The organism is Xylanimonas allomyrinae, assembly GCF_004135345.1.
In the GTDB taxonomy this organism is placed as follows: Bacteria; Actinomycetota; Actinomycetes; order Actinomycetales; family Cellulomonadaceae; genus Xylanimonas; species Xylanimonas allomyrinae.
On record NZ_CP035495.1, the window covers coordinates 2,996,513 to 3,018,216 of the forward strand.

Annotated in this window: 13 protein-coding genes; 8 read left to right on the plus strand and 5 right to left on the minus strand. The window is 70.9% G+C overall.

The window, feature by feature from the left end:
- Nucleotides 1–9 precede the first annotated feature (9 nt).
- The 8 genes from ET495_RS13590 (at nt 10) to ET495_RS13625 (ending at nt 18,805) form a co-directional block, all read left to right on the plus strand.
- Entirely contained in the window at nt 10–639 is a 630-nt protein-coding gene (locus ET495_RS13590; RefSeq protein ID WP_162616488.1) for a TetR/AcrR family transcriptional regulator, read from the plus strand.
- Nucleotides 636–1,628 carry an ABC transporter ATP-binding protein gene (locus tag ET495_RS13595; protein WP_129205242.1) on the plus strand — a complete coding sequence of 331 codons (993 nt, stop codon included), beginning with the start codon at nt 636–638 and terminating at the stop codon, nt 1,626–1,628. Before ET495_RS13590 ends, ET495_RS13595 begins: the two co-directional genes overlap by 4 nt.
- Nucleotides 1,625–3,295, plus strand: coding sequence for an ABC transporter permease (locus tag ET495_RS13600; RefSeq protein WP_129205243.1), 1,671 nt, complete (start codon nt 1,625–1,627; stop codon nt 3,293–3,295). The genes ET495_RS13595 and ET495_RS13600 overlap by 4 nt, the downstream gene beginning before the upstream one ends.
- A 405-nt stretch (nt 3,296–3,700) precedes the next feature.
- Complete coding sequence (locus tag ET495_RS13605; RefSeq protein WP_129205244.1) at nt 3,701–9,715, plus strand: Spy0128 family protein; 6,015 nt, start codon at nt 3,701–3,703, stop codon at nt 9,713–9,715.
- Nucleotides 9,716–9,932: 217 nt separating this feature from the next.
- Nucleotides 9,933–15,077 carry a Spy0128 family protein gene (locus ET495_RS13610; RefSeq protein ID WP_129205245.1) on the plus strand — a complete coding sequence of 1,715 codons (5,145 nt, stop codon included), beginning with the start codon at nt 9,933–9,935 and terminating at the stop codon, nt 15,075–15,077.
- The gene (locus ET495_RS13615) at nt 14,981–16,012 is read left to right on the plus strand and encodes an isopeptide-forming domain-containing fimbrial protein (RefSeq protein WP_162616489.1); all 1,032 of its coding nucleotides are present in this window, start codon (nt 14,981–14,983) and stop codon (nt 16,010–16,012) included. The genes ET495_RS13610 and ET495_RS13615 overlap by 97 nt, the downstream gene beginning before the upstream one ends.
- A gap of 224 nt (nt 16,013–16,236) precedes the next feature.
- On the plus strand, nt 16,237–18,021 hold the full coding sequence (locus tag ET495_RS13620; RefSeq protein WP_129205247.1) for a ribonucleoside triphosphate reductase: 1,785 nt from the start codon (nt 16,237–16,239) through the stop codon (nt 18,019–18,021).
- A 124-nt stretch (nt 18,022–18,145) separates the two neighbouring features.
- On the plus strand, nt 18,146–18,805 hold the full coding sequence (locus tag ET495_RS13625; protein WP_129205248.1) for an anaerobic ribonucleoside-triphosphate reductase activating protein: 660 nt from the start codon (nt 18,146–18,148) through the stop codon (nt 18,803–18,805).
- 26 nt (nt 18,806–18,831) lie between these two features.
- Here ET495_RS13625 and ET495_RS13630 read toward each other — a convergent pair whose 3' ends face one another.
- The 5 genes from ET495_RS13630 to ET495_RS13645 form a co-directional block, all read right to left on the minus strand.
- Nucleotides 18,832–19,578: an MIP/aquaporin family protein gene (locus tag ET495_RS13630; protein ID WP_129205249.1), complete on the minus strand. Its 747-nt coding sequence runs from the start codon at nt 19,576–19,578 to the stop codon at nt 18,832–18,834.
- 86 nt (nt 19,579–19,664) lie between these two features.
- Nucleotides 19,665–20,486 carry an SDR family NAD(P)-dependent oxidoreductase gene (locus tag ET495_RS13635; RefSeq protein ID WP_129205250.1) on the minus strand — a complete coding sequence of 274 codons (822 nt, stop codon included), beginning with the start codon at nt 20,484–20,486 and terminating at the stop codon, nt 19,665–19,667.
- The gene (locus ET495_RS18920) at nt 20,483–20,713 is read right to left on the minus strand and encodes a PH domain-containing protein (protein ID WP_342770170.1); all 231 of its coding nucleotides are present in this window, start codon (nt 20,711–20,713) and stop codon (nt 20,483–20,485) included. The genes ET495_RS13635 and ET495_RS18920 overlap by 4 nt, the downstream gene beginning before the upstream one ends.
- The gene (locus ET495_RS18925) at nt 20,674–21,015 is read right to left on the minus strand and encodes a YdbT family protein (protein ID WP_245993081.1); all 342 of its coding nucleotides are present in this window, start codon (nt 21,013–21,015) and stop codon (nt 20,674–20,676) included. The genes ET495_RS18920 and ET495_RS18925 overlap by 40 nt, the downstream gene beginning before the upstream one ends.
- A 21-nt stretch (nt 21,016–21,036) precedes the next feature.
- A complete protein-coding gene (locus ET495_RS13645; RefSeq protein WP_129205251.1) occupies nt 21,037–21,675 on the minus strand; it encodes a histidine phosphatase family protein in 639 nt (212 codons plus the stop codon).
- Between the last annotated feature and the right edge of the window lie 29 nt (nt 21,676–21,704).

A 21,704-nucleotide genomic window follows, 5' to 3' on the forward strand; every position in this document is an offset into this window, starting at 1 on the left:
ATGCTGAACATGCATTCAGTCGAGCCCGACGACTTCAGCACGCGAGCCCGCATCCGGGACGCCGCCATCACGCGATTCGCGCGCGAGGGCTTCCGCGTGCCGCTGCGTGTGATCGCTGCCGACGCCGGGGTCAGCCCGGCCCTGGTCATCCACCACTTCGGGTCCAAGGAGCGGCTGCGCGAGGAGTGCGACCGGCACGTCCTCGAACACAGCTTCATGCTCAAGGAGGGCGTGCTCGACGACACCGACTTCGAGCTCATGCGGAGGCTGCTGAGCAACATGCGCGCGTTCGACGAGCCGGTGGCCTACCTGCTGCGCGCGATCCTCGAAGGCGGCTCCGTCGCACGCACCATCCTCGAACGCACCGTCGCCAGCAGCGAGGCCTACCTCGAGAAGGCCGTCGCGGCGGGCACCGTCAAGCCGTCGCACGACCCCGCCGCACGCGCCCGCTACGTCACCTACCTGGCGCTCGGGATGCTCGTCATGGCCTTCACCGCCGGATCCGGCGAGGACGACCCGTACACGCACGTGACCGACGCGATGAGCGACCTCACGCTGCCCCACCTCGAACTGCTCACCCAGGGCCTGCTCGCCGACGGCGAGTACCTGCGTCACTACCTCGACTGGAAGGAATCATGACCGCCTCCACCCCGGGCGCCCCGGCCGCACCCACCATCGAGATCCACAACCTGCACAAGTCCTTCGGCTCCACGAAGGCCCTCGACGGGCTCGACCTGACCGTCAGCCCCGGAGAGGTCGCCGGGTTCCTCGGCCCGAACGGGGCCGGCAAGTCGACGACGATCCGCGTCCTGCTCGGCCTGCTGCGCGCCGACCTCGGCTCGGCGCGCCTGTTCGGCAGCGACGTGTGGGACGACGCGGTCGCGCTGCACCGCCGCCTCGCCTACGTCCCCGGGGACGTGAGCCTGTGGCCCAACCTCACGGGCGGCGAGGTCATCGACTACCTGACGCGGCTGCGCGGCCACGGCCGCGACAGCGCCGCGACCGCCGCGCGCAAGCGCGAGCTGCTGGCGAAGTTCGAGCTCGACCCCACCAAGAAGGCGCGCACCTACTCCAAGGGCAACCGGCAGAAGGTCGCCCTCGTGGCCTCGCTGTGCCTGGACGCCGAGCTGTACATCTTCGACGAGCCGACCTCGGGCCTCGACCCACTCATGGAGGCCGTGTTCACCGACGAGGTGCGCCGGATCAAGGCCGCCGGGCGGTCCGTGCTGCTCAGCAGCCACATCCTCAGCGAGGTCGAGAAGGTCTGCGACACCGTGACCATCATCCGCGCGGGCCGCGCCGTCGAGAGCGGCACGCTCGACGCGCTGCGCCACCTCACGCGCTCCAACGTGACGGCCGTCCTCGACGGCGAGCCGGGCGCCGTCGAGCAGGCCGTCGCCGCGATCCCCGGCGTCCACGACCTGGCCACCACGGCGAACGGCGTCGGCACGCGCGTGACCTTCGACGTCGACCAGGCCGCGATGGGTCCGGTGCTGCGCACGCTCGGCGGCCTCGGCGTCCACTCCTTCTCGGCCGCGCCGCCGTCGCTCGAAGACCTCTTCATGCGTCACTACGGCGACGAGCTCGCCGCCCTCGAAGGCACCGGGACCCCGGCGGGTGCCCGATGACCACCACGGCACCGTCGTCGGCCGGACCGGCCCGGACCACGACGACGCCGCGCGCCCCCCGGGGCGCGACGCTCACCGGGACGGGCCTGCTGCTGCGGTTCGCGCTGCGGCGCGACCGCGTGCGCCTGCTCGTCTGGCTGTGCAGCATCGCGGCCCTCTACGCGGGCGGCCTGACCGAGTACCTGACGCTCGACACCGACGCCCAGGCCCGCGAGACGCGCGCGGCGCTCATGCGTACCCCCGCCATGATCGCCATGGCCGGGCCCGGCTTCGGGCTCGACGACTACCGTGCCGGGCCCGCCGTCGCCAACGAGCTCATCCTGTGGGTGCTGCTCGCGCTCGCCGTCATGAGCATCCTGCAGATCGCACGCCACACGCGGACCGAGGAGGAGTCGAGCCGGTCCGAACTGGTGCGCGCCGGCGTCGTCGGGCGGCACGCGCCGGCCGTGGCCGCCATGCTCCAGCTCGTCATCGCCCAGGTCGCGATCGCGGTCGTCAGCGGCGCCGTGCTCGCGGCCCAGGGGCTCGACGTCGGCGGGTCGTTCGCGATGTCGTTCTCGATCGCTCTCGGCGCCCTCGTGTTCGGCGCGGTCGCCCTGGTGACCTCGCAGCTCATGGAGCACGGGCGCGGCGCCGTCGGGCTGGCGTTCGCGGCGCTCGGCGTGGCGTACATGGTGCGCGTCGTCGGCGACCTCCAGCAGCTTCAGGGATCGGCGTTCTCCTGGTTCTCGCCCATCGCCTGGGTGCAGCAGACGCGCGTGTTCGTGGACTTCCGCGCCTGGCCGCTGCTGCTGTGCCTCGCGCTGACCGCGGTGCTGGTCGTGGTGTCGTCGTCGCTCGGCTCGCGCCGCGACTTCGGCGCGGGACTGGTCGCCGTCCGTGCGGGGCGGGCCGACGCGCCCGCGTCGCTGCGCAGCCCGATCGCGCTCGCGTGGGCGCAGCAGCGCACCACGCTGTTCTGGTGGGCGCTCGGGTTCGGGCTGATGTGGCTCGGCACCGGCGGCGTGCTCGACGCGGTGCCCGACATGGTCGACGCCGTCGGCGACAACCCCCTGTACGACGCGCTGTTCTCCGACCCCGACAACCTCGTGCGGTCCTTCGTCGTCATCCTCGGGCTCTATGTGGCCACCGCGTCGGCCGCCTACGCCGTCGCCGCCTTCACCCGGGCGCGCGGCGAGGAGGAGGCCGGGCGCGTCGAGTACGCGCTCGCCGGGCCGGTGGCGCGCGGGCGCTGGCTGGCCTCGCACCTCGCCGTCGTCGCGGGCGGCACCGCCGTCGTCATGCTCAGCGGGGTGGCGCTGCTCGCCGCGGGGGCCGCAGCGGTGGGCGTCGACGAGCCCACGTTCGGCGACCTCATGCTGCTCGGCGTGCTCTACCTGCCGGCGCTGGCGGTGCTCATCGGGTTCGCCGCCGCGCTGTTCGCCTGGGTGCCGCGCCTGACCGGGCTCGCCTGGGCGCTCATGGCGTTCATGTTCGTGGTCGGCATGTTCGCGACGCTGTTCCGGCTGCCCGGGTGGGTGCAGCGGATCTCGCCGTTCTTCTGGGTCGACGACCCGCTGGCAGGGGACGTCTCGGCGACGCACGTCGCCGGGCTGTGCCTCGTCGCGGCGGTGCTGGTCGCGGCCGCCTTCGTGGGCTTCCGGCGGCGGGACGTGCCGACCGTCTGAGCGTGCGCCGTCGGCGGTGCCCGGGCGTGCACCGGGCACCGCCCGGCGACGGCCCGCGAGCCAGCGACATCTGGCGACAAGATGACGGCGAGTACGCAAACCGCGGTGGTCGCGCGTGACGCTCCACGGCCCGTGCGACCCCCGCCGCCGCGACGAGGTCTGTGGCCCGAGCCGCAGGTCAGGGCCGTGCCGTCCGACGCCGTGAGCGCCGTCGTCCTCCGGCCTGCGGCGACACGCCGGAGGGACGCTCCGGTCAGTTCTCGGGGCGGCGATCAACGGGCGCCAGCCGCTGGGATCTCCGGCTCGGGGCGCGCCACATCCTGAGGGGGGAGTGGCGCTGTGAGGGCGCACTCCGGCCTCGGGAGTGTGATTGCGATGCGACGGAGGAAGGCGTACTCGGCTGTGATGGCGGCCGTTCTCGTGCTGCTGAGCGTCGGGGCGGCGGGCAGTGCGGTGAACGCAGAACCGCAGACGCCGCCCGTCGCGGCCAAGGGCGCGGATCCCTCCACTTACCACGAGTACCCAGGCGCGCACGACGTCGAGTCCAGCTTCGAGTCCTCGCGCAACCCGGGCCGGATCTGGACCGACAAGTCGGTGTTCACCGAGGACGTCGCGGTGCCGCCCGACCAGGTGCAGCCGGGGGTCGGCCCGCTGACGCTCGGCCCGGACGAGCTCGCGGTCGCGCTCTCCGCGCTCGGGTCGACGCGTCACGTCACGGGTGAGGAGCAGGTGCCGATCGACGTCGCCATCGTGCTGGACAACTCCTACTCCATGGTCCAGTGCGTGAGCTCGGACGCGTCGGGCGACGGATACTGCGACGACGCATCGAACTACACGCGGTCCCGCGCCTACGCGATGGCCCAGGCGGTCAACGAGGCACTGCGCATCATCGCCGGCGACAGCCCCGCGAACAGGGTCGCGGTCGCCCAGTTCGGGACGGGCGCGGGAGTGCTCCAGGCGCTCGGTGCGCCGCGGAAGATCCCGGGCACAGACCCGAACGACGACCTGTACGCGCGCATGCGGTTCAGCGGCACCACCAACGGGACCCTGACCCTCGACATCGGCAACGGCACGCTCCAGGTCGGGCGCTCCGGGAACACCGTCCAGAGCACGAACATCCAGCTCGGCATCTACACCGGCATGAACGTCCTGGCCGGCCAGCCCGCAGCGGGCGTCACGGGCAGCAGCCAACGCCTGCCGAGCGTCATCGTCTTCTCCGACGGAGAGCCCACGTACTCGTCGGCCTCCGCCTCGTGGTGGGCGCCCGGGACGGCGACCCAGGGGCCGGGGTCCCCGGGAAACACCCAGTACTACGGCAACGGGTTCCTCGCGGCGATGACCGCCGCCCACCAGAAGAACAAGATCGCCGCGCGCTACGAGGCGGATCCGTCCGACGGCATCGACGCGAGGCCCAAGGTGTACACCGTGGGCCTCGGCATGGCCGCGCTGACCGCCAACGGCCGGAACCTGGCGCTGGCCACGCTCGACCCCAAGACCTGGTACGGGAACACGGGCAACACCATGTCGACCGGGTTCACCGACGCGTTCGCGCGGTACCTGCAGTCGGCAACGGTGACGGTGCCCGTGAACGGCAGCGCGACCTACACCGTCACACGCCCGACGGGCACCGACCTCGCGTACGACCCGACGAACCTGCGCTACAACGACGCGTACTACTCACCCGTCACACAGGCCGACCTCATCAGCGTCTTCCGGGCGATCGCCCAGCAGATCGTGGACGCCGCCCCGAACTTCCCCGTCCTGATCGAGGACGGCACGGCGACGACGTCGGGCTACGTGACGTTCACCGACCCGCTCGGGCCGTTCATGCGGGTCAGCGACATGAACCGCATCACGTTCTGCTCGGTCACCGAGGGCATCGACCCGACGAAGTGCCAGCAGCGCACGTTCCTCGAACCGCTGCCGCAGGGGCCGGTGACGACACCGGCCGGCACGGTCACGACCTACGTCTTCGGCGGCACTGAGTCCTACACCGCGAACGACATGTACCCCCAGACACCGGTGGCCGACATCATCGTGACGGTCACGACGAGCAAGGATCTCGCCGTCGGGGACGTCGTCACCGTCAAGATCCCCGCGTCGCTGCTGCCGCTGCGCAACACCCACATCAAGGAGGACGCGACCGGCAAGCCGACGTCGATGTCGATGACGGTGTCGCACCCCGTCCACGTCTACTACAAGGTCGCCCCCAAAGCCGGAGTCGTCGAGCACCTCGGTGACCCGCTCACGCTCAACGTGGACGGGTCGACCGACGGCGCCGCGCTCGCGCAGTACCTGCGCGAGAACACCGTCGGAGGCAAGGTGCGGTTCTACTCGAACGACTTCGACAGGGCGGCTTCGCCCGGCAAGGCCAAGAGCTTTGCGTCGTTCACCCCCGCTGACGAGAACGACTTCTACAGGTTCGCCACGAACTCGACCCTGTACCGCGACGCGGCAGGGACGCAGACGATCTCCCCGGCTCAATGGGCAGGTCTCGCCGCGAGCACACCCATCTACTACCGGATCGACGTCTACCGCCTCACCGGGCACACCCCAGAGTCGGTCGTCAAGGAGAGCGTGGTCCAGCCGACCACCAAGGCGGCGCTGGAGGCGCCCGCGGCGGACCCGGGCGGGCGGGCGCTGACCTCCATCGACAACGCCATGACGGCGCCCGCCGGCATGCGCAACTTCTCCGGTCGAGCGACGAACCTCGACCACGCCAAGTGCACGGCACTCACGTGGACGTCCAACGTGCCGGCGTGCGCCGAGGCGAACCGGACGAACCCGACCCAGACCGACGCCATGGCCCGGCGAACCGAGTTCTCCGGGCAGGCGGTGTCCGTCGCGCTCGGCAACGACGGCTTCCTGGACTACCAGGTGCCGGGTCGCCTGACCATCAGCAAGGAGGTCGTGTCGGGGACCGGCCTGCACCCCGATGCCACCCAGCCCTTCGAGTTCACGGTGGCGTTCGGCGGCACCGCGCCCGAAGGCGCCTCGTTCCCGTACAGCGTCTACGACGTCGGTCAGTCCACGACGCCGGTGCGCAGCGGCACCGTCACCTCGGGCGGCACGATCACGCTCCAGGCGCATCAGGTGGCCGAGGTCGCCGGGCTGCCCCACGGTGCCACGTACACGGTGACCGAGGGCGCGATGCCCGCCGGGTACACGCAGACGTCGCCGACGGGGAACGCGTCGGGAACGATCACGGTCCCGCAGACCGACGCGGCGGTCGCCGCGTTCGTCAACACCTATGCGCCCGCGCCGGCGAAGGCGGTCGCGTCGCCCACGATCCAGAAGTCTGCCCCCGGACTGCCGCAGGGCGTGTCGATCGACGGCACCTTCTCGGCAACGATCTGCCCCGCCGCCGGTGGTGCCTGTCGCACGGCCCTGCTGGGCCTCGACGCGAAGGCCAACGCGTTCGGCGACTTCACGTTCGCGACGGTCGGCGCGTACGAGTTCACGATCACCGAGGTGGACGGGCTCGCGCCGGGCTTCACGTACTCGGGTGCCGCCTACCGGTGGGTCGTGACGGTCAGCGACGACGGGTCGGGCGTCCTCAAGGCCGCCTCGACGCTCACGAGGACTCTCACCGACGCCGGTGACGACGTCGAGGAGCCCGCAGCGACGGCCGTCTTCGTCAACACCTACTCCGTCGGTTCGGTCGGCGGCACGCTCCGTGCGACCAAGCTTGTGGAAGACCGCACGCTCCCCATGATCGAGGGTCACCCGCAGACGGTCCCGCCCGCGAAGTCGCACGCCTTCCGCTACTGGTACGTGGGAGCGGACTCCGCAGACGCGCCCGAGCCGCCCACGTTCGGCGGCGCCGGCCTCGAGACCGTGGTGCAGTCCAGCCCCGGCAACTCGAACGTGGTCTCCCCGTCCCTGACGTTCACCCAGGGGCACGTCGGGCAGACGTACTACTACGCCGTCGCCGAGCTTCCCGGGTCGTACCCGGGCATCACGAACGACCCGGCCGTGTTCGTCTACCGGCTGTCGGTCACGGCCCCCGGGGTCGGCGAGGCGAACACCGTCCACGTCACCCCGACGCGGTGCGCCACGACGCTCGACGAGACCTCCGGCCAGCCCAGGATCGAGGCGTGCCAGGCCTTCAGCGCCGATCTGCACCCCACGTTCGTCAACACGTACGCCGCCCAGCCCGCGACGGCGACGCTCGACGCCCGCAAGGTCCTGACCGGGCGCCCCTGGCAGCCGGGCGAGTCGTTCACGTTCACGCTCACCCCGGACGACGAGGTCACGCGGCAGGCGATCGTGGGCGGCATCGTCACCATGCCTGAGGGGACGGAGTCCGGCGCCAAGAAGGTCCTGGTCCAGTCCGACGGTCCAGTCGAGTTCGGTGAGCTGACGTTCACCCAGCGAGGTACCTACCAGTTCCGCGTCGTCGAGGAGGTACCGGCTCCCGGCGCACCGGGCGTGTCGTACGACCAGCACGCGCTTCTCTACGACGTGACGGTCGACGACCCGGAGCTCGACGGGGTCCTCAACGCGACGGCGACGCCTCGCGAGGGGCCGCAGAGCGCGGTCTTCACCAACCGCTGGAGCTCGTCGCTGACCTACGACGGCGTCGACCTGCGCAAGGCGCTCGCGGGCCGCGACGTGGCCTGGGGCGAGTTCGAGTTCCAGGTGACTCCCGCGGACGAGGCCGCGGCGACCGTGGCGGGCATCCCTGCCGCGGGTGTGACGGTGGCCAACGGAGACGGGAACCCGGACCCGGCGCTCACCAGGATCCTCGGCCCCATCGTCTTCGGGGAGGCGGACCTCGGGCGCTCGTTCGTGTACACGGTCCGCGAGCGTGAGCCCGTCAAGGACGGCGTGCCGCAGGTGGGGGGCGTGCAGTACGACCTGACCGAGTACACGGTGACGATCACGCCGCAGTACGACGCGCAGAGCGGGCTGCTCGACGTCGTCACGGTCGTCGCGGGCGGCGGCACGCCGGTCACGCACTCGGTCCGGGCGGGCGGCCGGCCCGTGGTGACGTTCTCGAACGCGTACGCGGCCCAGCCGGGACGGGCCGAGCCGCGGTTCACGAAGATCCTCACCGGGCGCCAGTGGCTGTCCGGCGAGGCGTTCGCCTTCGAGCTCGAGGCGCTCACGCCAGGTGCGCCGATGCCTGGCACGACCAGCGTCGTCGTCACCGAGCCCGACGACGGCGTCGCCGAGTTCGGGTTCGGTGCGATCACCTTCCCGACGGCGGGGACGTACCAGTACACGGTCCGCGAGGTCATCCCTCAGGACCCGACCCCGTTCCTGACCTACGACCTGGCCGCCGCGATCGTCACGGTCACGGTGACGGACGACTTCTCGGGGACGCTCAAGACCACCGTGAGCCATGACGGCAACGAGGCGTTCTCCAACCACTACGAGAGCCGCTACGACGACCTGCGCCTGGAGGTCACGAAGACCTTGACGGGCCGTGACCTGCTGCCCGGCGAGTTCACCTTCGAGGTCGTGCCGGCCGACGAGGACGCCGCGCGGCTCGCCGGTCTGCCGCCGGAGGGCATGGTGTTCGGGCTGCCGCTCGGCGCCCCCGAGGGCCGGCCGGCCGTGCTGCAGCGCGTGCTGACGGAGCCGATCAACCAGGACGACGCGGGGCGGCAGTACTGCTACACGTACTCCGAGGTGGTGCCCGCCGAGCCCGATCCGAGCATCGTCTACGACGACACGGCCTACACGGTCTGCCTCGAGGTCGAGGACGACGGGCGCGGCGTCCTGACCGGGACGACCACCGTCACGGGCAGGGTCGGCGAGGAGGTCGTCTCGAACAAGGTCTTCGTCAACAAGTCGGACGAGGAGACGTCCGCATGGCCGCAGGTCCCGTTCCGCAACACGTTCCTGGCGCCGTCGTGGGAGCTGACCAAGTCCTCCGACCCGGCCTCGGGCGCCCAGGTGCAGCCTGGGGACGAGGTGACCTACACCCTGACCGCGACCAACACGAGCGACGTGCCGACGGCGGTGGTCGCGACGGACGACGTCTCCGGCGTCGTGGCCCACGCCGGCCTCGGCCCGCTGCCGGCCGGCGTCACGAGGTCCCCTGACGGCGCCACCCTCGTGTGGGACGCGGGCGTGGTCGCGCCCGGGGAGAGCGTCTCGGTGAGCTACACGGCCACCGTGAACGACGACGCCGACGGGGCGCGCCTGCGGAACGTGGTGGCCGTCGCGAGCCCGGGTGGCCGGTGCGTGCCGGTCGAGGGCCAGGACGCGGCCTGCACGACGACGCACGTCGCGCCCCCGCTCCCGGCGCCGCCTGCCGCGCCGACCGACCCGCCGGCGAAGGTCGTGACCCATCACGTGGTCCGCTGGCTGCCTCGCACGGGGTCGGAGGTCGCGGTCCTGGGCGGTGTGGCCTTGGTGCTCGTGCTTGCCGGCGTCGCCCTCCGGGTTCGCCGACGGGCGCGGAGGTGACGCCCCGGCGGTCGGGGAGACGGGCATGAGACACGCCGTATCGGCGAGCAGATCGCGTCAGTCGAAGGTCACGACGAGATAACGGAAACGGTGGCATTCGGTAGAAAACGATCACACAACGCCCGGTTCGCTCAGTATGAACGACTTGTCTCCATAGCGTCGAAAGGCAACCAAAGGATTGCCGACGGGCTTCCGTCAGACGCCAAGGAGGCCGGTCATGGGCCGCAAGGGACACGCGCGCACCCGGGGTTCGGGTCGCACCTCCGCCATCGCCGGCGCTCTCGCGCTCTGCGTGCTCAGTTCGGGAGCCGTGCCGGTCGCCGGGATGACGGACCTCGCCGCGCCGGCCGCGGCGGAGGAGCCGGTCACCAGTCCGGCACGTCCTGACGGCCTTCCCGCGCCCCGCAAGGTCGCCGACCCGGCGACCTACCACGAGTTCCCGGGGGCGGAGGACTCGGACTACTACGTCTCGTCGCAGAGCCCCGGCCGGATCTGGACGGACAAGTCCGTGTTCGCCGACACGCTGACCGTCCCCGACGACATGCAGAACGAGGACAAGACGCTGCCCGACCTCGAGGTCGGCACCGACGAGCTCATCGTCGCGCTCTCCGCCCTCGGCTCCACGAGGCACGTGACGAGCGTCGTGCCCGTCCCGATCGACGTCGTCCTCGTCCTCGACAACTCCTACTCGATGACACAGTGCGTCGAGAGCAGTGACTCCTGCACCGGGCAAGGCTGGGAACGCTCGCGTGCCTTCGCGATGGTCGACGCGGTCAACTCGGCCATCAGCATCATCGCGACCGACAACCCCCGCAACCGCGTCGCCGTGGTCATGTTCGGGACCAGGTCCGAGGTGCTCGAAGAGCTCGGGACACCGACGAAGATCGCCGACTCCGACGCCTACGTCTCCCTGGAACGCGCAGCCAACCAAGGCCTGAGGCTGCGGACGGCGACGAAGACACGCGCCGTCGGCACCGAGGGCGAGACGCAGCAGACGAACATCCAGGAAGGCGTGACCACCGGCATGGGGCTGCTCGCCAACCCCGATGTCGTCCGGGACGTGACCGGCACGAACCAGCGCATCCCCAACGTCATCCTGTTCACCGACGGTGAGCCGACCACCTCGTCCTCCTCGCCCACGTGGTGGAACCCGACGTTGGCCGACGGCGTCCAGGGCCCCGGCTCGCCCGGCAGCTCGCAGTACTACGGGAACGGGTTCAAGGCGGCCCTCGCTGCATCTCTGCTCAAGGCGAAGATCTCGGACGTCTACAACGACCGCGCGTACAACGCCGCCCACGGGCTGACCGACGTCGCCACCAGCGTGTACACGGTCGGCCTGGGCATCACGGCGCTCGCGGGGAACAGCCGCGACCTCGCACTCGCCACGCTCGACCCGAAGGGCAACTTCGGGTCGACCAGCAACGCGGTGTTCAGGGGCTTCAGCACGGCGTTCGACGCGTACCGGACGACGGGCACGGTGGACGTTCCGGTCAACGGCAAGAACGCCACCACGCAGTTCTACACCGTCAACCGCCCGGGACCCGACGCGCTCGGGTACGCGGCGTTCGACCCCACCGGTCCGGGAGCCCTGAAGTACAACACCGCGTTCTACGCCCCCGTCACGACCGGGCAGCTCAAGGAGAGCTTCGAGCAGATCGCGCAGGCCATCATCGAAGCGGCACCGAACTATCCCGTCGACGTCAGCTCGAGCGACGTCACGGCCGAGGGGTACGTCACGTTCGTGGACGAGCTCGGCCCGTACATGCACGTCACCGAGATGAGCCGCCTGGCCTTCTGCTCGGTCGACCGCGCAGCCGCGACCGGCCCCAACGACTGCGTGAACGCGACCTTCACGGCGCAGTCGAAGACCACCGCGGGGAATGTCGACACCTACGTCTTCGAAGGCTCGTACCTTGCGAACGGCATGGGTGGCAACACCAAGCCGATCAACCTGTCCGCGGTCAAGATCACCGTGACCCGCAGCGAGGACCTGGCGAGAGGCGACGTCGTCACGGTCATGATCCCCGCCGGACTGCTGCCCATCTACGACAAGCAGGTGACGGTCGACGAGGGTCACGCCGTGACGTCGATCAAGCCGTACATCTCGCACCCGGTGCACGCCATGTACAAGGTGGCGCCCAAGCCGGAGGTCCTCAGCTTCCTCGACGCCCCCGCGGGTCTTCCGGTCGGCAACCAGGAGGGGCCCGTGGCGAGGCTGACGGCCGGTGAGCGGGAGGCGCTGACCGCGTACCTCGCCGCGAACTCCACCGACGGCACGGTGCGGTTCTACTCGAACGCCTACGAGCCCGGAGCCGCCGAGGGGATCGCCGAGGCCCGGTTCAACCCGGCGCTGCGCAACGACTTCTACCGATTCTCGGTCGACTCGCCCTTGTACTACGACGAGTCGCTCGAGACGCAGGTGATGCGCGACGAGTGGGAGGGGCTTCCGGACGAGACCCGGGTCTACTACGCCGACTTCGTCTACATCACCGAAGGCGCGAGTCCCTTGCGCAAAGAGCTCTCGATCCCCACGAGCGTCGGTGCGGTCAAGGCGGCGCTGACCGGGCCCGCGCGGTTCGGCGACGCGATGGTGGTCCCGGCCGGCACGCTCGACTTCTCGCCCCGCATCGCCAACCTCGACTTCACCAAGTGCGACAGCCTGGAGTGGGAGAACGACAGCCAGTGGTGCGACGGCGAGATCGCCAACCACACCCGCACCGCGACGATGGTTCGCGCGACGGAGAGTGGCTTCGCGGCCGCGAGCGGCGACGCGGCGGTCGTGACGGTCGCTCTGGGGAACAACGGGTTCCTGGAGTACCCGGCCCCGGGCACGATGAGGGTCACCAAGCAGGTCGAGAGCAGCGGGTCCACCGTCGAGACCACCCAGTTCAGGTTCAAGGTGACCGTCGGCGACGACGTCGACGGGCAGTTCCTCGCCGTGGTCTACGGCCAGGACGGCCCGATCGTCGAGCAGCCCTTCACGAGCGGCGAGACCTTCACGATGGCGGCGGGTCAGTACGCGATCCTCTACGGGCTGCCCCACGGCGTCACGTGCACGGTGGAGGAGGTGGACCTGCCGCCCGGCTACACGCCGCTCGTGAGTGAGCTGACCGGCACCGTCGTCGTCGACGGTCCGGGCGTCAGCCTGGACTTCGTCAACCGCTACGAACCACCCCCGGTGACCATCGCCGGCCCGGAGGTGGCCAAGGAGCTCGGGCGGGACTGGCGCTACCCCGAGAGCTTCACGTTCACGATGTGCCCGGGTACCCCCTGCCTCGAGGCGGTCATCGCCGCCGAGGGCGCGACCGCGAGGTTCCCGGACCAGACGTTCACGACGCCAGGCACGTACACCTACACGATCACCGAGGTCGACGGGAACGCGGCCGACCCCGCCCTGTCGTTCTCGGCGGCCAGCTACCAGTGGGTCGTCGAGGTGGAGGACGACAAGGCCGGCGGGCTCACCGCGGTCGGGACGCTCACCCAGGTCAAGGACGATCTCGGAGACGCGGCGAGCCCCGATCTGGACGCCCACCCTGCCGTCGCCACGTTCTTCAACGCGTGGGTCGCCGGCGAGACCGGGGGCGCGCTGAAGGCCACCAAGGTCGTGGTGGACGAGACCCTCCCGGGCGCCACCACGATCGACCCGACGCTCGCGCACTCGTTCACCTTCCGGTATCTCGGTGCGGACCTCGCCACCGGCGGCACGACCCAGGTGTCCGGCCCTGTGTGGGACGGGCAGGACACGGTCACCGTCAGCAACGTCGCCGGCAGCCGCGACGTCGACTCACCATGGCTGACCTTCACCGGCAACCATGTGGGCCACACCTTCTACTACTCGGTGGAGGAGGACGCCGTCGCCGGGCCGTCGTTCGTGAGCCATGACGACGCGGTCTACTTCTATGCCATCACCGTCGGGACGCAGCAGGCGGGCGAGACGAGCGAGGTCACCGCGTCGTCGGTGCGCTGCAAGACGTCCCGGGCCGCGATCGCGGCGTCGAGCCCGTACGGTGCGTGCGCCCCCGGCGTCGGGAGCTACGGCGCCGACGTCGTCGCGCAGTTCAGCAACACCTACGACGCGGGGCAGACTACTGCGGACCTCGTCGCCACCAAGATCCTCGACGGCCGCGCCTGGGCGCTCGACGACGCTTTCCGCTTCGTGCTCACGGCCGCCGACGAGGAGACCCGGGCCGCCGTCGGCTCGGGTGCCGTCACGATCCCCGAGCCGGTCACGGCCAGCGCCGCCGGTGAGGGGAACGTCGAGTTCGAGGGGCTCATCTTCACGCAGCAGGGCACCTACCGGTTCTGCGTCGTCGAGGAAGGGCCGTCCACGGTGGTCGACGGCATCTCGTACGACGCCGGTCAGGTGTGCTACACGGTGACCGTCACCAACCCTGGCTCGGCGAGCGGTGTCGATCTCGTCGCGACCGTGACCCCCGAGGGCGCGACCACCTTCACCAATACGTACACGGCCAGTCCGGTCGCCGTCTCACCTCAGTTCGTCAAGACGCTCGCCGGGCGGGACTGGGCCGAGGCTGATGCCTTCTCCTTCGTCCTGGAGGGTGAGCTGGGTGCGCCGCTGCCGGTCGACTCCAGGGCGACGGTCAGGTCCGCGGCGGACGCCGCCGGATTCGGGTTCGGGGAGATCACGTTCACCGAGGCAGGCACGTACAGGTACACGGTCAGGGAGGTCGTGCCGGACGATCCGGCCGGCGGCATGACCTATGACCAGGATCCCGTGTCGCTGCTGATCGTGGTCGTCGACGACAATCTGGGTTCGCTCTTCGTCGAGAGTCTCACGTACGGGGACGGCGACCGGGAGTTCGTCAACACGTATGCCACGAGCCTCGACTGGCACTTCGACCTGGCCAAGGCGCTGGAGGGTCGTGACCTTGCAGCCGGCGAGTTCGAGTTCACCGCCGTGCCCGACGACGCCACGGCGGAGCATTTCGGGGACGACGTACGCGTCCTGGTGCCCAGCCCCGCCGGCGCACAGGGTCAGGTGGTGCACATGCCCGGGCCCCAGTTGTCCTTCACCCAGGAAGACGCCGGTGCGCGCTACTGCTGGACGGTTCGCGAGGTCATCCCTGACAGCCCGCGACCCGGAATCGTCTACGACCGCACGGTGTACACGGTGTGCGCCGCCGTCGCCGACGACGGGGAGGGCGTCCTCACGGTGACGACCAGCATGTCGAGCGCTGGGGAACCAGCGGGGGCAGGCTCGAGGAGCACGTCGTCTCGTCTGCGGACGCGACCCCGACGTGGCCGGTGGTCGAGTTCTCGAACACGTTCGTCCCGACGTCGTGGTCGCTCGCGAAGTCGAGCGCGCTGCCACAGGGGACCGTCGAGCCGGGGGCGCTGCTGACGTACACCCTCACGGCCACGAACACCGGTGGCGAGGGTTCGGCCCCGCCCGCGGGCGTGGTCGTCACGGACGACCTCTCGGACGTGCTCGGGAGCGGCAAGGCCACGTTCGTCGAGATCGACGACGCGCACCTGGGCACTGCGGACTTCGACCCGACGACCATGACCCTGACGTGGCGGCTCGACACCCTCGACCGCACGCAGACCCTGACGTACACGGTGGCCGTGGACGAGGACGCCCGTGGGGTCACGCTGCGCAACGTCGTCACCGGCATGGGCGGCGTCGACGAGGCGGGTTCCGGGGACACGCCGCCGTCGTCGTGCGCCGAGGGGACGCCGGTGGCGGACCTGGAGGCCGAGTGCCTGACCGTGCACCACACGGACCCGGCATGGTCGCTGGCCAAGACGAGCGACGACCAGGACGGGAAGGCCGACCCGGGCCAGGTCATCACCTACACGCTCACCGCCGCGCCGGTCGGGTCGGGCCCCGAGAAGGTGTCCGGTCTGATCGTCACGGACGACCTGTCCGCGGTGCTCGGCGCGGGCAAGGCCACCTTCGGTGCCATCCTCGACGACGACGGCAGCGCGGTGCTGGGCCCTGACGGGGTCACGCTCGAGTGGCGGATCGGCGAGCTGACCGAGCCCACCGTGCTGCGGTACACCGTGAAGGTCGCCGACGACGCGTTCGGGGTCACGCTGCGCAACGTCGTCACCGGGACGGCCGGTGAGGGCAGCTACCCGCCCGCGACCTGCGCCGAGGTGACGGCGTCCGACCCCTGCACCACCGTGCACGCGACGGATCCGGAGCCGGTGCTGGCCGGCGAGAGTCCGGCGCTGCTGCCACGCACGGGCGCGGCGCTGGGCGTCCTCGTCGCGGCCGCGACAGCCCTGGTGGGAACGGGGTACGTGCTCGTCCGACGACGCCGGCTCGGCTGAGACGCGGCGCAGTCGTCGCCGTCACGGGCGCCCGATGCTGGAGCACCGGGCGCCCGTGACAGTGCGTCAGGACAACGCCACATCTAGTGTCTGTTCCGCGTATTCTCCCCAGATCTTGTGGTTGGCCGTCGGCGCGTCGCTTGTGAGGCGCTCGTGGTGGTGTCAGGCTCAGACGTCGGAAGAACATCGCGTCACTCGCACCGCCGCAACCGAAGGGACCCACCATGGGCCGCAGCATCGACGTCGCCTCGACGATCGGGGAGTACCTGGACCGCTCTGACTGGCGGGTGCGCGCCAACGCGAACCAGGGCTTCTCGCTCGGCGGCCTCATCCTCAACGTGGCCGGCAAGGTGACGGCGAACTACTGGCTCGACGAGATCTACGAGCCTGAGCTGGGCGAGGCCCACCGTTCCGGCGCCATCCACGTGCACGACCTCGACGTGCTGGGCGGCTACTGCGCCGGCTGGTCGCTGCGCCAGCTCCTCCAGGAGGGCTTCGGCGGCGTGCCCGGCAAGATCGACTCGGGCCCGGCCAAGCACTTCTCGAGCGCGCTCGGGCAGGTCGTGAACTTCCTGGGCACGCTCCAGAACGAGTGGGCCGGCGCGCAGGCCTTCAGCTCCTTCGACACGCTCATGGCGCCCTATGTGCGCCGCGACGGCCTCACCTACGACGAGGTGGTGCAGGGCATCCAGGAGCTCGTCCACAACCTCAACGTGCCCAGCCGCTGGGGCACGCAGACGCCGTTCACCAACCTCACCTTCGACCTGGTGTGCCCGGACGACTTCAAGGACCAGCACCCGATCATCGGCGAGGAGGTCGCGGACTTCACCTACGGCGACCTCGCACCCGAGATGGCGATGATCAACGAGGCGTTCGTCGAGGTCATGACGGCGGGCGACGCCGCGGGCCGGGCGTTCACCTTCCCGATCCCCACGTACAACATCACGCGCGACTTCGACTGGGACGCCCCGGTCGCGGACAAGATCTTCGAGATGACGGCCAAGTACGGCACCCCGTACTTCCAGAACTTCGTCAACTCCGAGCTCAACCCCGGCGACGTGCGTTCGATGTGCTGCCGCCTCCAGCTCGACCTGCGCGAGCTGCTCAAGCGGGGCAACGGCCTGTTCGGCTCGGGCGAGCAGACCGGCTCGATCGGCGTCGTGACCCTCAACATGGCTCGCCTGGGCTTCGTCCACTCCGGCTCGTGGACCGACCTGCTGGCCGCGCTCGACAACCTCATCGAGATCTCGGTCGACTCGCTGGAGACCAAGCGCGTCACCGTGCAGAAGCTCATGGACGACGGGCTGTTCCCGTACACCAAGCGCTACCTCGGGACGCTCGACTCGCACTTCTCGACCATCGGCCTCAACGGCGTCAACGAGATGATCCGCAACTTCACGGGCGACGCGGAGGACATCACGTCGCCGGCCGGTCGCCTCATGGCCCTGGAGATCCTGGACCACGTGCGCGCGCGCATGGTCGAGGCGCAGGAGCGCACCGGCCACCTCTACAACCTGGAGGCGACGCCGGCCGAGGGCACCACGTACCGCTTCGCCAAGGAGGACCGCCGCCGGTTCCCCGGCATCCTCCAGGCCGGCACCGATGCCGAGCCGTACTACACCAACTCGTCCCAGCTCCCCGTGGGGTTCACGGACGACCCGTTCGAGGCGCTCGAGCAGCAGGAGGAGCTCCAGACCAAGTACACGGGCGGCACCGTGCTGCACCTGTACATGGGTGAGCGCGTCTCCGACGCCGCGGCGTGCAAGGCGCTGGTGCGCCGCTCGCTCGAGAGGTTCCGCCTGCCGTACATCACCATCACGCCCACGTTCTCGGTGTGCGAGGTGCACGGCTACCTGACCGGCGAGCACCACGAGTGCCCGACGTGCGGCCGCACCACCGAGGTGTGGACCCGTGTCATGGGCTACCTGCGCCCGGTGAGCTCGTTCAACACGGGCAAGCAGGGCGAGTACCACGAGCGCGTGACCTTCCGTGAACCCTCCCTGGTGTGAGGCCCCGCCCGGCGAGTTCGAGCATCCGTCGGGTGTTCGAGCGCCCGAGCACTCGAACACCGCGACGGATGCTCGAACTCGCCGGGAGCCGACGCCGGAGCCGGTGGTGGCTGGGCTGGTGCGGATGTCGAGTGTGGACTGGCCGGGCAAGCTTGCGGGCGTCGTGTTCCTGCAGGGGTGTCCTTGGCGGTGCGTGTACTGCCACAACCCGGACATCCTGGATCCCAGGGCGCCCGGAGTGCTCGCGTGGTCGCAGGTGCGCGAGTTCCTGGGACGACGTCGCGGGCTGCTCGACGGCGTCGTCTTCTCGGGTGGTGAACCGCTGCTCTCGCCGGCGCTGCCGACGGCGGTCGACGAGGTGCGCGACCTGGGCTTCGCCGTCGGGCTGCACACGGGCGGGGCATGGCCACGGCGTCTGGAGGCACTGCTGAAGCGCGGCGCCGTCGACTGGGTCGGCCTCGACATCAAGCACCTGCCGGAGAAGTACGCCCAGGTCACGGGCGTGAAGGCATCGGGTTCCGCGGCATGGAAGGCGCTCGACGTGGTGCTCGCCTCGGGTGTCGCGCACGAGGTCCGCACCACGGTGGACCCGACGGTGCACACGCGCGAGGACGTCCTCGAGCTCGCCCGGCGGCTCGAGGCGCTGGGCGAGCGCCACCACGTCCTCCAAGAGCTGCGGCCCGACGGCGCCGCCGCGGCGTACGCGGCGGACCTCGCGGGGTGGCGGCTGTCGGACCTCGTCGCGGACGGGGAGCTGCCGGGGGTCGAGCGCCGGGCGGCGTAGGCCACCACGTGCGGCGACGGCGCTGGTCACCCGAGCAGCAGGTGCCACCCGCCGACGCCGAGCAGACCGCCGAGCAGCGGTGCGGCGACGGGCACCCACCCGTACCGCCAGTCGGAGCCGCCCTTGGCGTGCAGCACCGACGTCGGCAGGAGCTGGTGGACCAGGCGTGGCCCGAGGTCGCGTGCGGGGTTGAGTGCCGGCCCGGTCGGTCCGCCGAGCCCGACGACGAGAGCCCACACCAGGAATCCGATGCCGAGGTGGGCGACGCCTTGCTCCTCGCGCATCAGCGGGGAGTTGACGAGGGCGAGCGCGCAGGAGAACAGGATGACCGACCCGAGGGTCTCGGACAGGAACCCGTTGCGGCGGCTGTGCGCCGAGTTGATGGTGGAGAACGTGGCGAGCACGTCCTCGGGGTTGTCCGTCCTGTCGTAGTACGGCTTGTGGGTGACGACGATGGCGAGCTGCCCCGCCATGGCGCCGAGCACCTGCGCCAGCCAGTAGAGGGGCACGAGGTGCCAGGGGAACAGGCCCCAGACGGCGAGCCCGAGCGTGAACGCCGGGTTGATGTGGTTGCCGCTGATCCCGCCGAACATCATCGCGGGGATCATGACGCCGAGCCCGTAGCCCATGGCGATCAGGCTCCACCCGCCGCGGTACCCCTTGGAGCCCTTGAGGTGCACGTTCGCGACGGTGCCGTTGCCGATGATGATGAGGATCGCCGTGCCGATGAACTCGCACGCCAGGCGGATCCACAGGTCGACCGAGGGGTCCATCCGCACACTCTCGCAGCGCGCACCGCCTGCCGCGCGCGCACGGTGGCCACGGCGCGGCGCGATCGGCAAGGTTTTCGCCGCGCGCGCTACCGATCGTCGCGGTCGGCGGACCGCCCCAGCGTCTCCCACGCCCGCCAGGCGTCGAGCCGCGCCCGCGTCATCGGCACGACGGCGTCGGCCGCGAGGTCGCCCACGAGGATGCGCAGGGGCGGTTCGGGCGCGTCCGCGACGGCCAGCACGACGCGTGCGACGGCGTCGGGACTCGACGCCCCCGGCGGGTGCCACGCTGCGGCGCGGGCGTCGTCGTAGGCGGCGAGAGGTGTCGTGTGGACGGCGGACGCCCCACGCCAGCCGGTGGCGACGGGCCCGGGCTCGACGAGCGTCACCGCGATGCCGAACCGCGCGACCTCCTGGGCGAGCGCGTCGCTGAGCCCTTCGAGCGCCCACTTCGACGCGTGGTACCCGCCGAGCCCGGGCCACGCGGCGACACCGCTGGAGCTGGAGATCTGGACGACGTGCCCCGAGCCTTGCGCCCGCAGCAGCGGCAGGGCCGCCTGGGTCACGTGCAGCGCCCCGAACAGGTTGACGTCGAGGAGGTCGCGCAGCTGGCCCGGGTCGATCTCCTCGACGTACCCGAACAGGCCGTAGCCGGCGTTGTTGACGACGACGTCGAGGCGGCCCAGGCGCTCGTGCGCGCGCGTGACGGCGGCTCGGGCGGCGTCGGCGTCGGTGACGTCGAGCGGCAGCGGGACGACGGCGTCGCCGTAGCGCTCGGCGAGGTCCTCGACGGCGGCGAGCGTGCGGGCGGTGGCGGCGACGCGGTCGCCGCGGTCGAGGGCCGCGACGGCGATCGCACGGCCCAGTCCGCGCCCCGCCCCGGTGACGAACCAGGTGCGCGCGTCCGTCACCGACGGCGTCCGCGCGGCGGCTCGCCCGGCGGCAGCTCGCCGTCGTCGGTGCCGTCGTCCTGCTCCCACAGGAGCTGCTGGATGGTCCGGTGGACGGTGTCGACGCGCGGCACGTCGTCGAGCAGCATGCCGGGCTTCTCGGTCGCGTCGGCGATCACGAGGGTGCCGCAGCCGAGCAGCCGGTCGATCAGGTCCTTCTCGATCGAGATGTCGTTGATGCGGTACAGGGGATGTCACGCCCAATGCGCGTGATGATGCCCGAGCGGTGTGCGATGCGCTGCGTGGTGACGGTGTACGACGACGTGCGCCACCGCAGCCACGGCAGGAACACCCAGACGAGCGCGACGACGGCGAGCACGCCGAGCACCACCCAGGTCACGAGATCCTCGTCCGACACCAGGAAGGTGACGACCGCGCCCGCCGCGAGCACGAGGAACAGCAGGAACGGCCAGATCAGCGCCTTGGCGTGCGAGCGCAGCTCGAGCACCACGCGTTCGTCGTCGATGAGGTTCCGGTCGCGCAAGGCCATGCCCGCATGCTCCCACGCGGGTCACGACGAGGGTGGGAGGTTCCAGCCTTCGATCGTGCGCAGTGCGTGGCCGTACCCGAGCATCGAGATCGCGGCGGTGCCCAGCTCGAGCCGTTCGGCCAGCCGCGCGTCGACGCCCAGCCATGCCGTCGCCAGGACGCGCAGCAGGTGCCCGTGGGCGACGACGAGCACGTCGCCTCCGTCACGGAGCGTCGTCTCGGCACGTGAGACGACGAACGCCGCCCGCGCGTAGACCTCGTCGAGCAGCTCGCCCGGGCGGCCGTCGGAGTGGGCCGGGTCGGGAGGCAGGACGCGCACGCCGTCGGCGAAGATGAGGAACTCGCGCCCGATCGCGGCGCTGACCTCCTGCGCGGTGCGCCCGTCGACCGGCCCGTAGTCCCACTCGGCCAGGTCGGGATCGACGACGGCGTCCGGGTGGCCGGCGAGCTCCGCGGTGCGGCGTGCCCGCTGGAGAGGCGAGGTGTAGACGGCCGCGAAGTCGTAGGCGGACAGGGCGCGCCCGGCCCGGCGTGCCTGCTCCTCGCCCGCTTCCGTGAGGGGCAGGTCGGTGCGGCCGGTGTGCCGGCCGCTGGCCGACCAGGCCGTCTCGCCGTGGCGCAGCAGCACGAGCTGGGGGTCTGACGTGGGCGCGATCGGCATGGCCCGATCGTCGCTCAGCGGGGGCCGGA

Bases quoted from the DNA above. Each gene is read 5' to 3' on its own strand.
- ET495_RS13590 (WP_162616488.1), top strand. From the start codon at position 10: ATGCATTCAGTCGAGCCCGACGACTTCAGCACGCGAGCCCGCATCCGG.
- ET495_RS13595 (WP_129205242.1), top strand. From the start codon at position 636: ATGACCGCCTCCACCCCGGGCGCCCCGGCCGCACCCACCATCGAGATC.
- ET495_RS13600 (WP_129205243.1), top strand. From the start codon at position 1,625: ATGACCACCACGGCACCGTCGTCGGCCGGACCGGCCCGGACCACGACG.
- ET495_RS13605 (WP_129205244.1), top strand. From the start codon at position 3,701: ATGGCGGCCGTTCTCGTGCTGCTGAGCGTCGGGGCGGCGGGCAGTGCG.
- ET495_RS13610 (WP_129205245.1), top strand. From the start codon at position 9,933: ATGGGCCGCAAGGGACACGCGCGCACCCGGGGTTCGGGTCGCACCTCC.
- ET495_RS13620 (WP_129205247.1), top strand. From the start codon at position 16,237: ATGGGCCGCAGCATCGACGTCGCCTCGACGATCGGGGAGTACCTGGAC.
- ET495_RS13625 (WP_129205248.1), top strand. From the start codon at position 18,146: ATGTCGAGTGTGGACTGGCCGGGCAAGCTTGCGGGCGTCGTGTTCCTG.
- ET495_RS13630 (WP_129205249.1), bottom strand. From the start codon at position 19,578: ATGGACCCCTCGGTCGACCTGTGGATCCGCCTGGCGTGCGAGTTCATC.
- ET495_RS18925 (WP_245993081.1), bottom strand. From the start codon at position 21,015: ATGGCCTTGCGCGACCGGAACCTCATCGACGACGAACGCGTGGTGCTC.
- ET495_RS13645 (WP_129205251.1), bottom strand. From the start codon at position 21,675: ATGCCGATCGCGCCCACGTCAGACCCCCAGCTCGTGCTGCTGCGCCAC.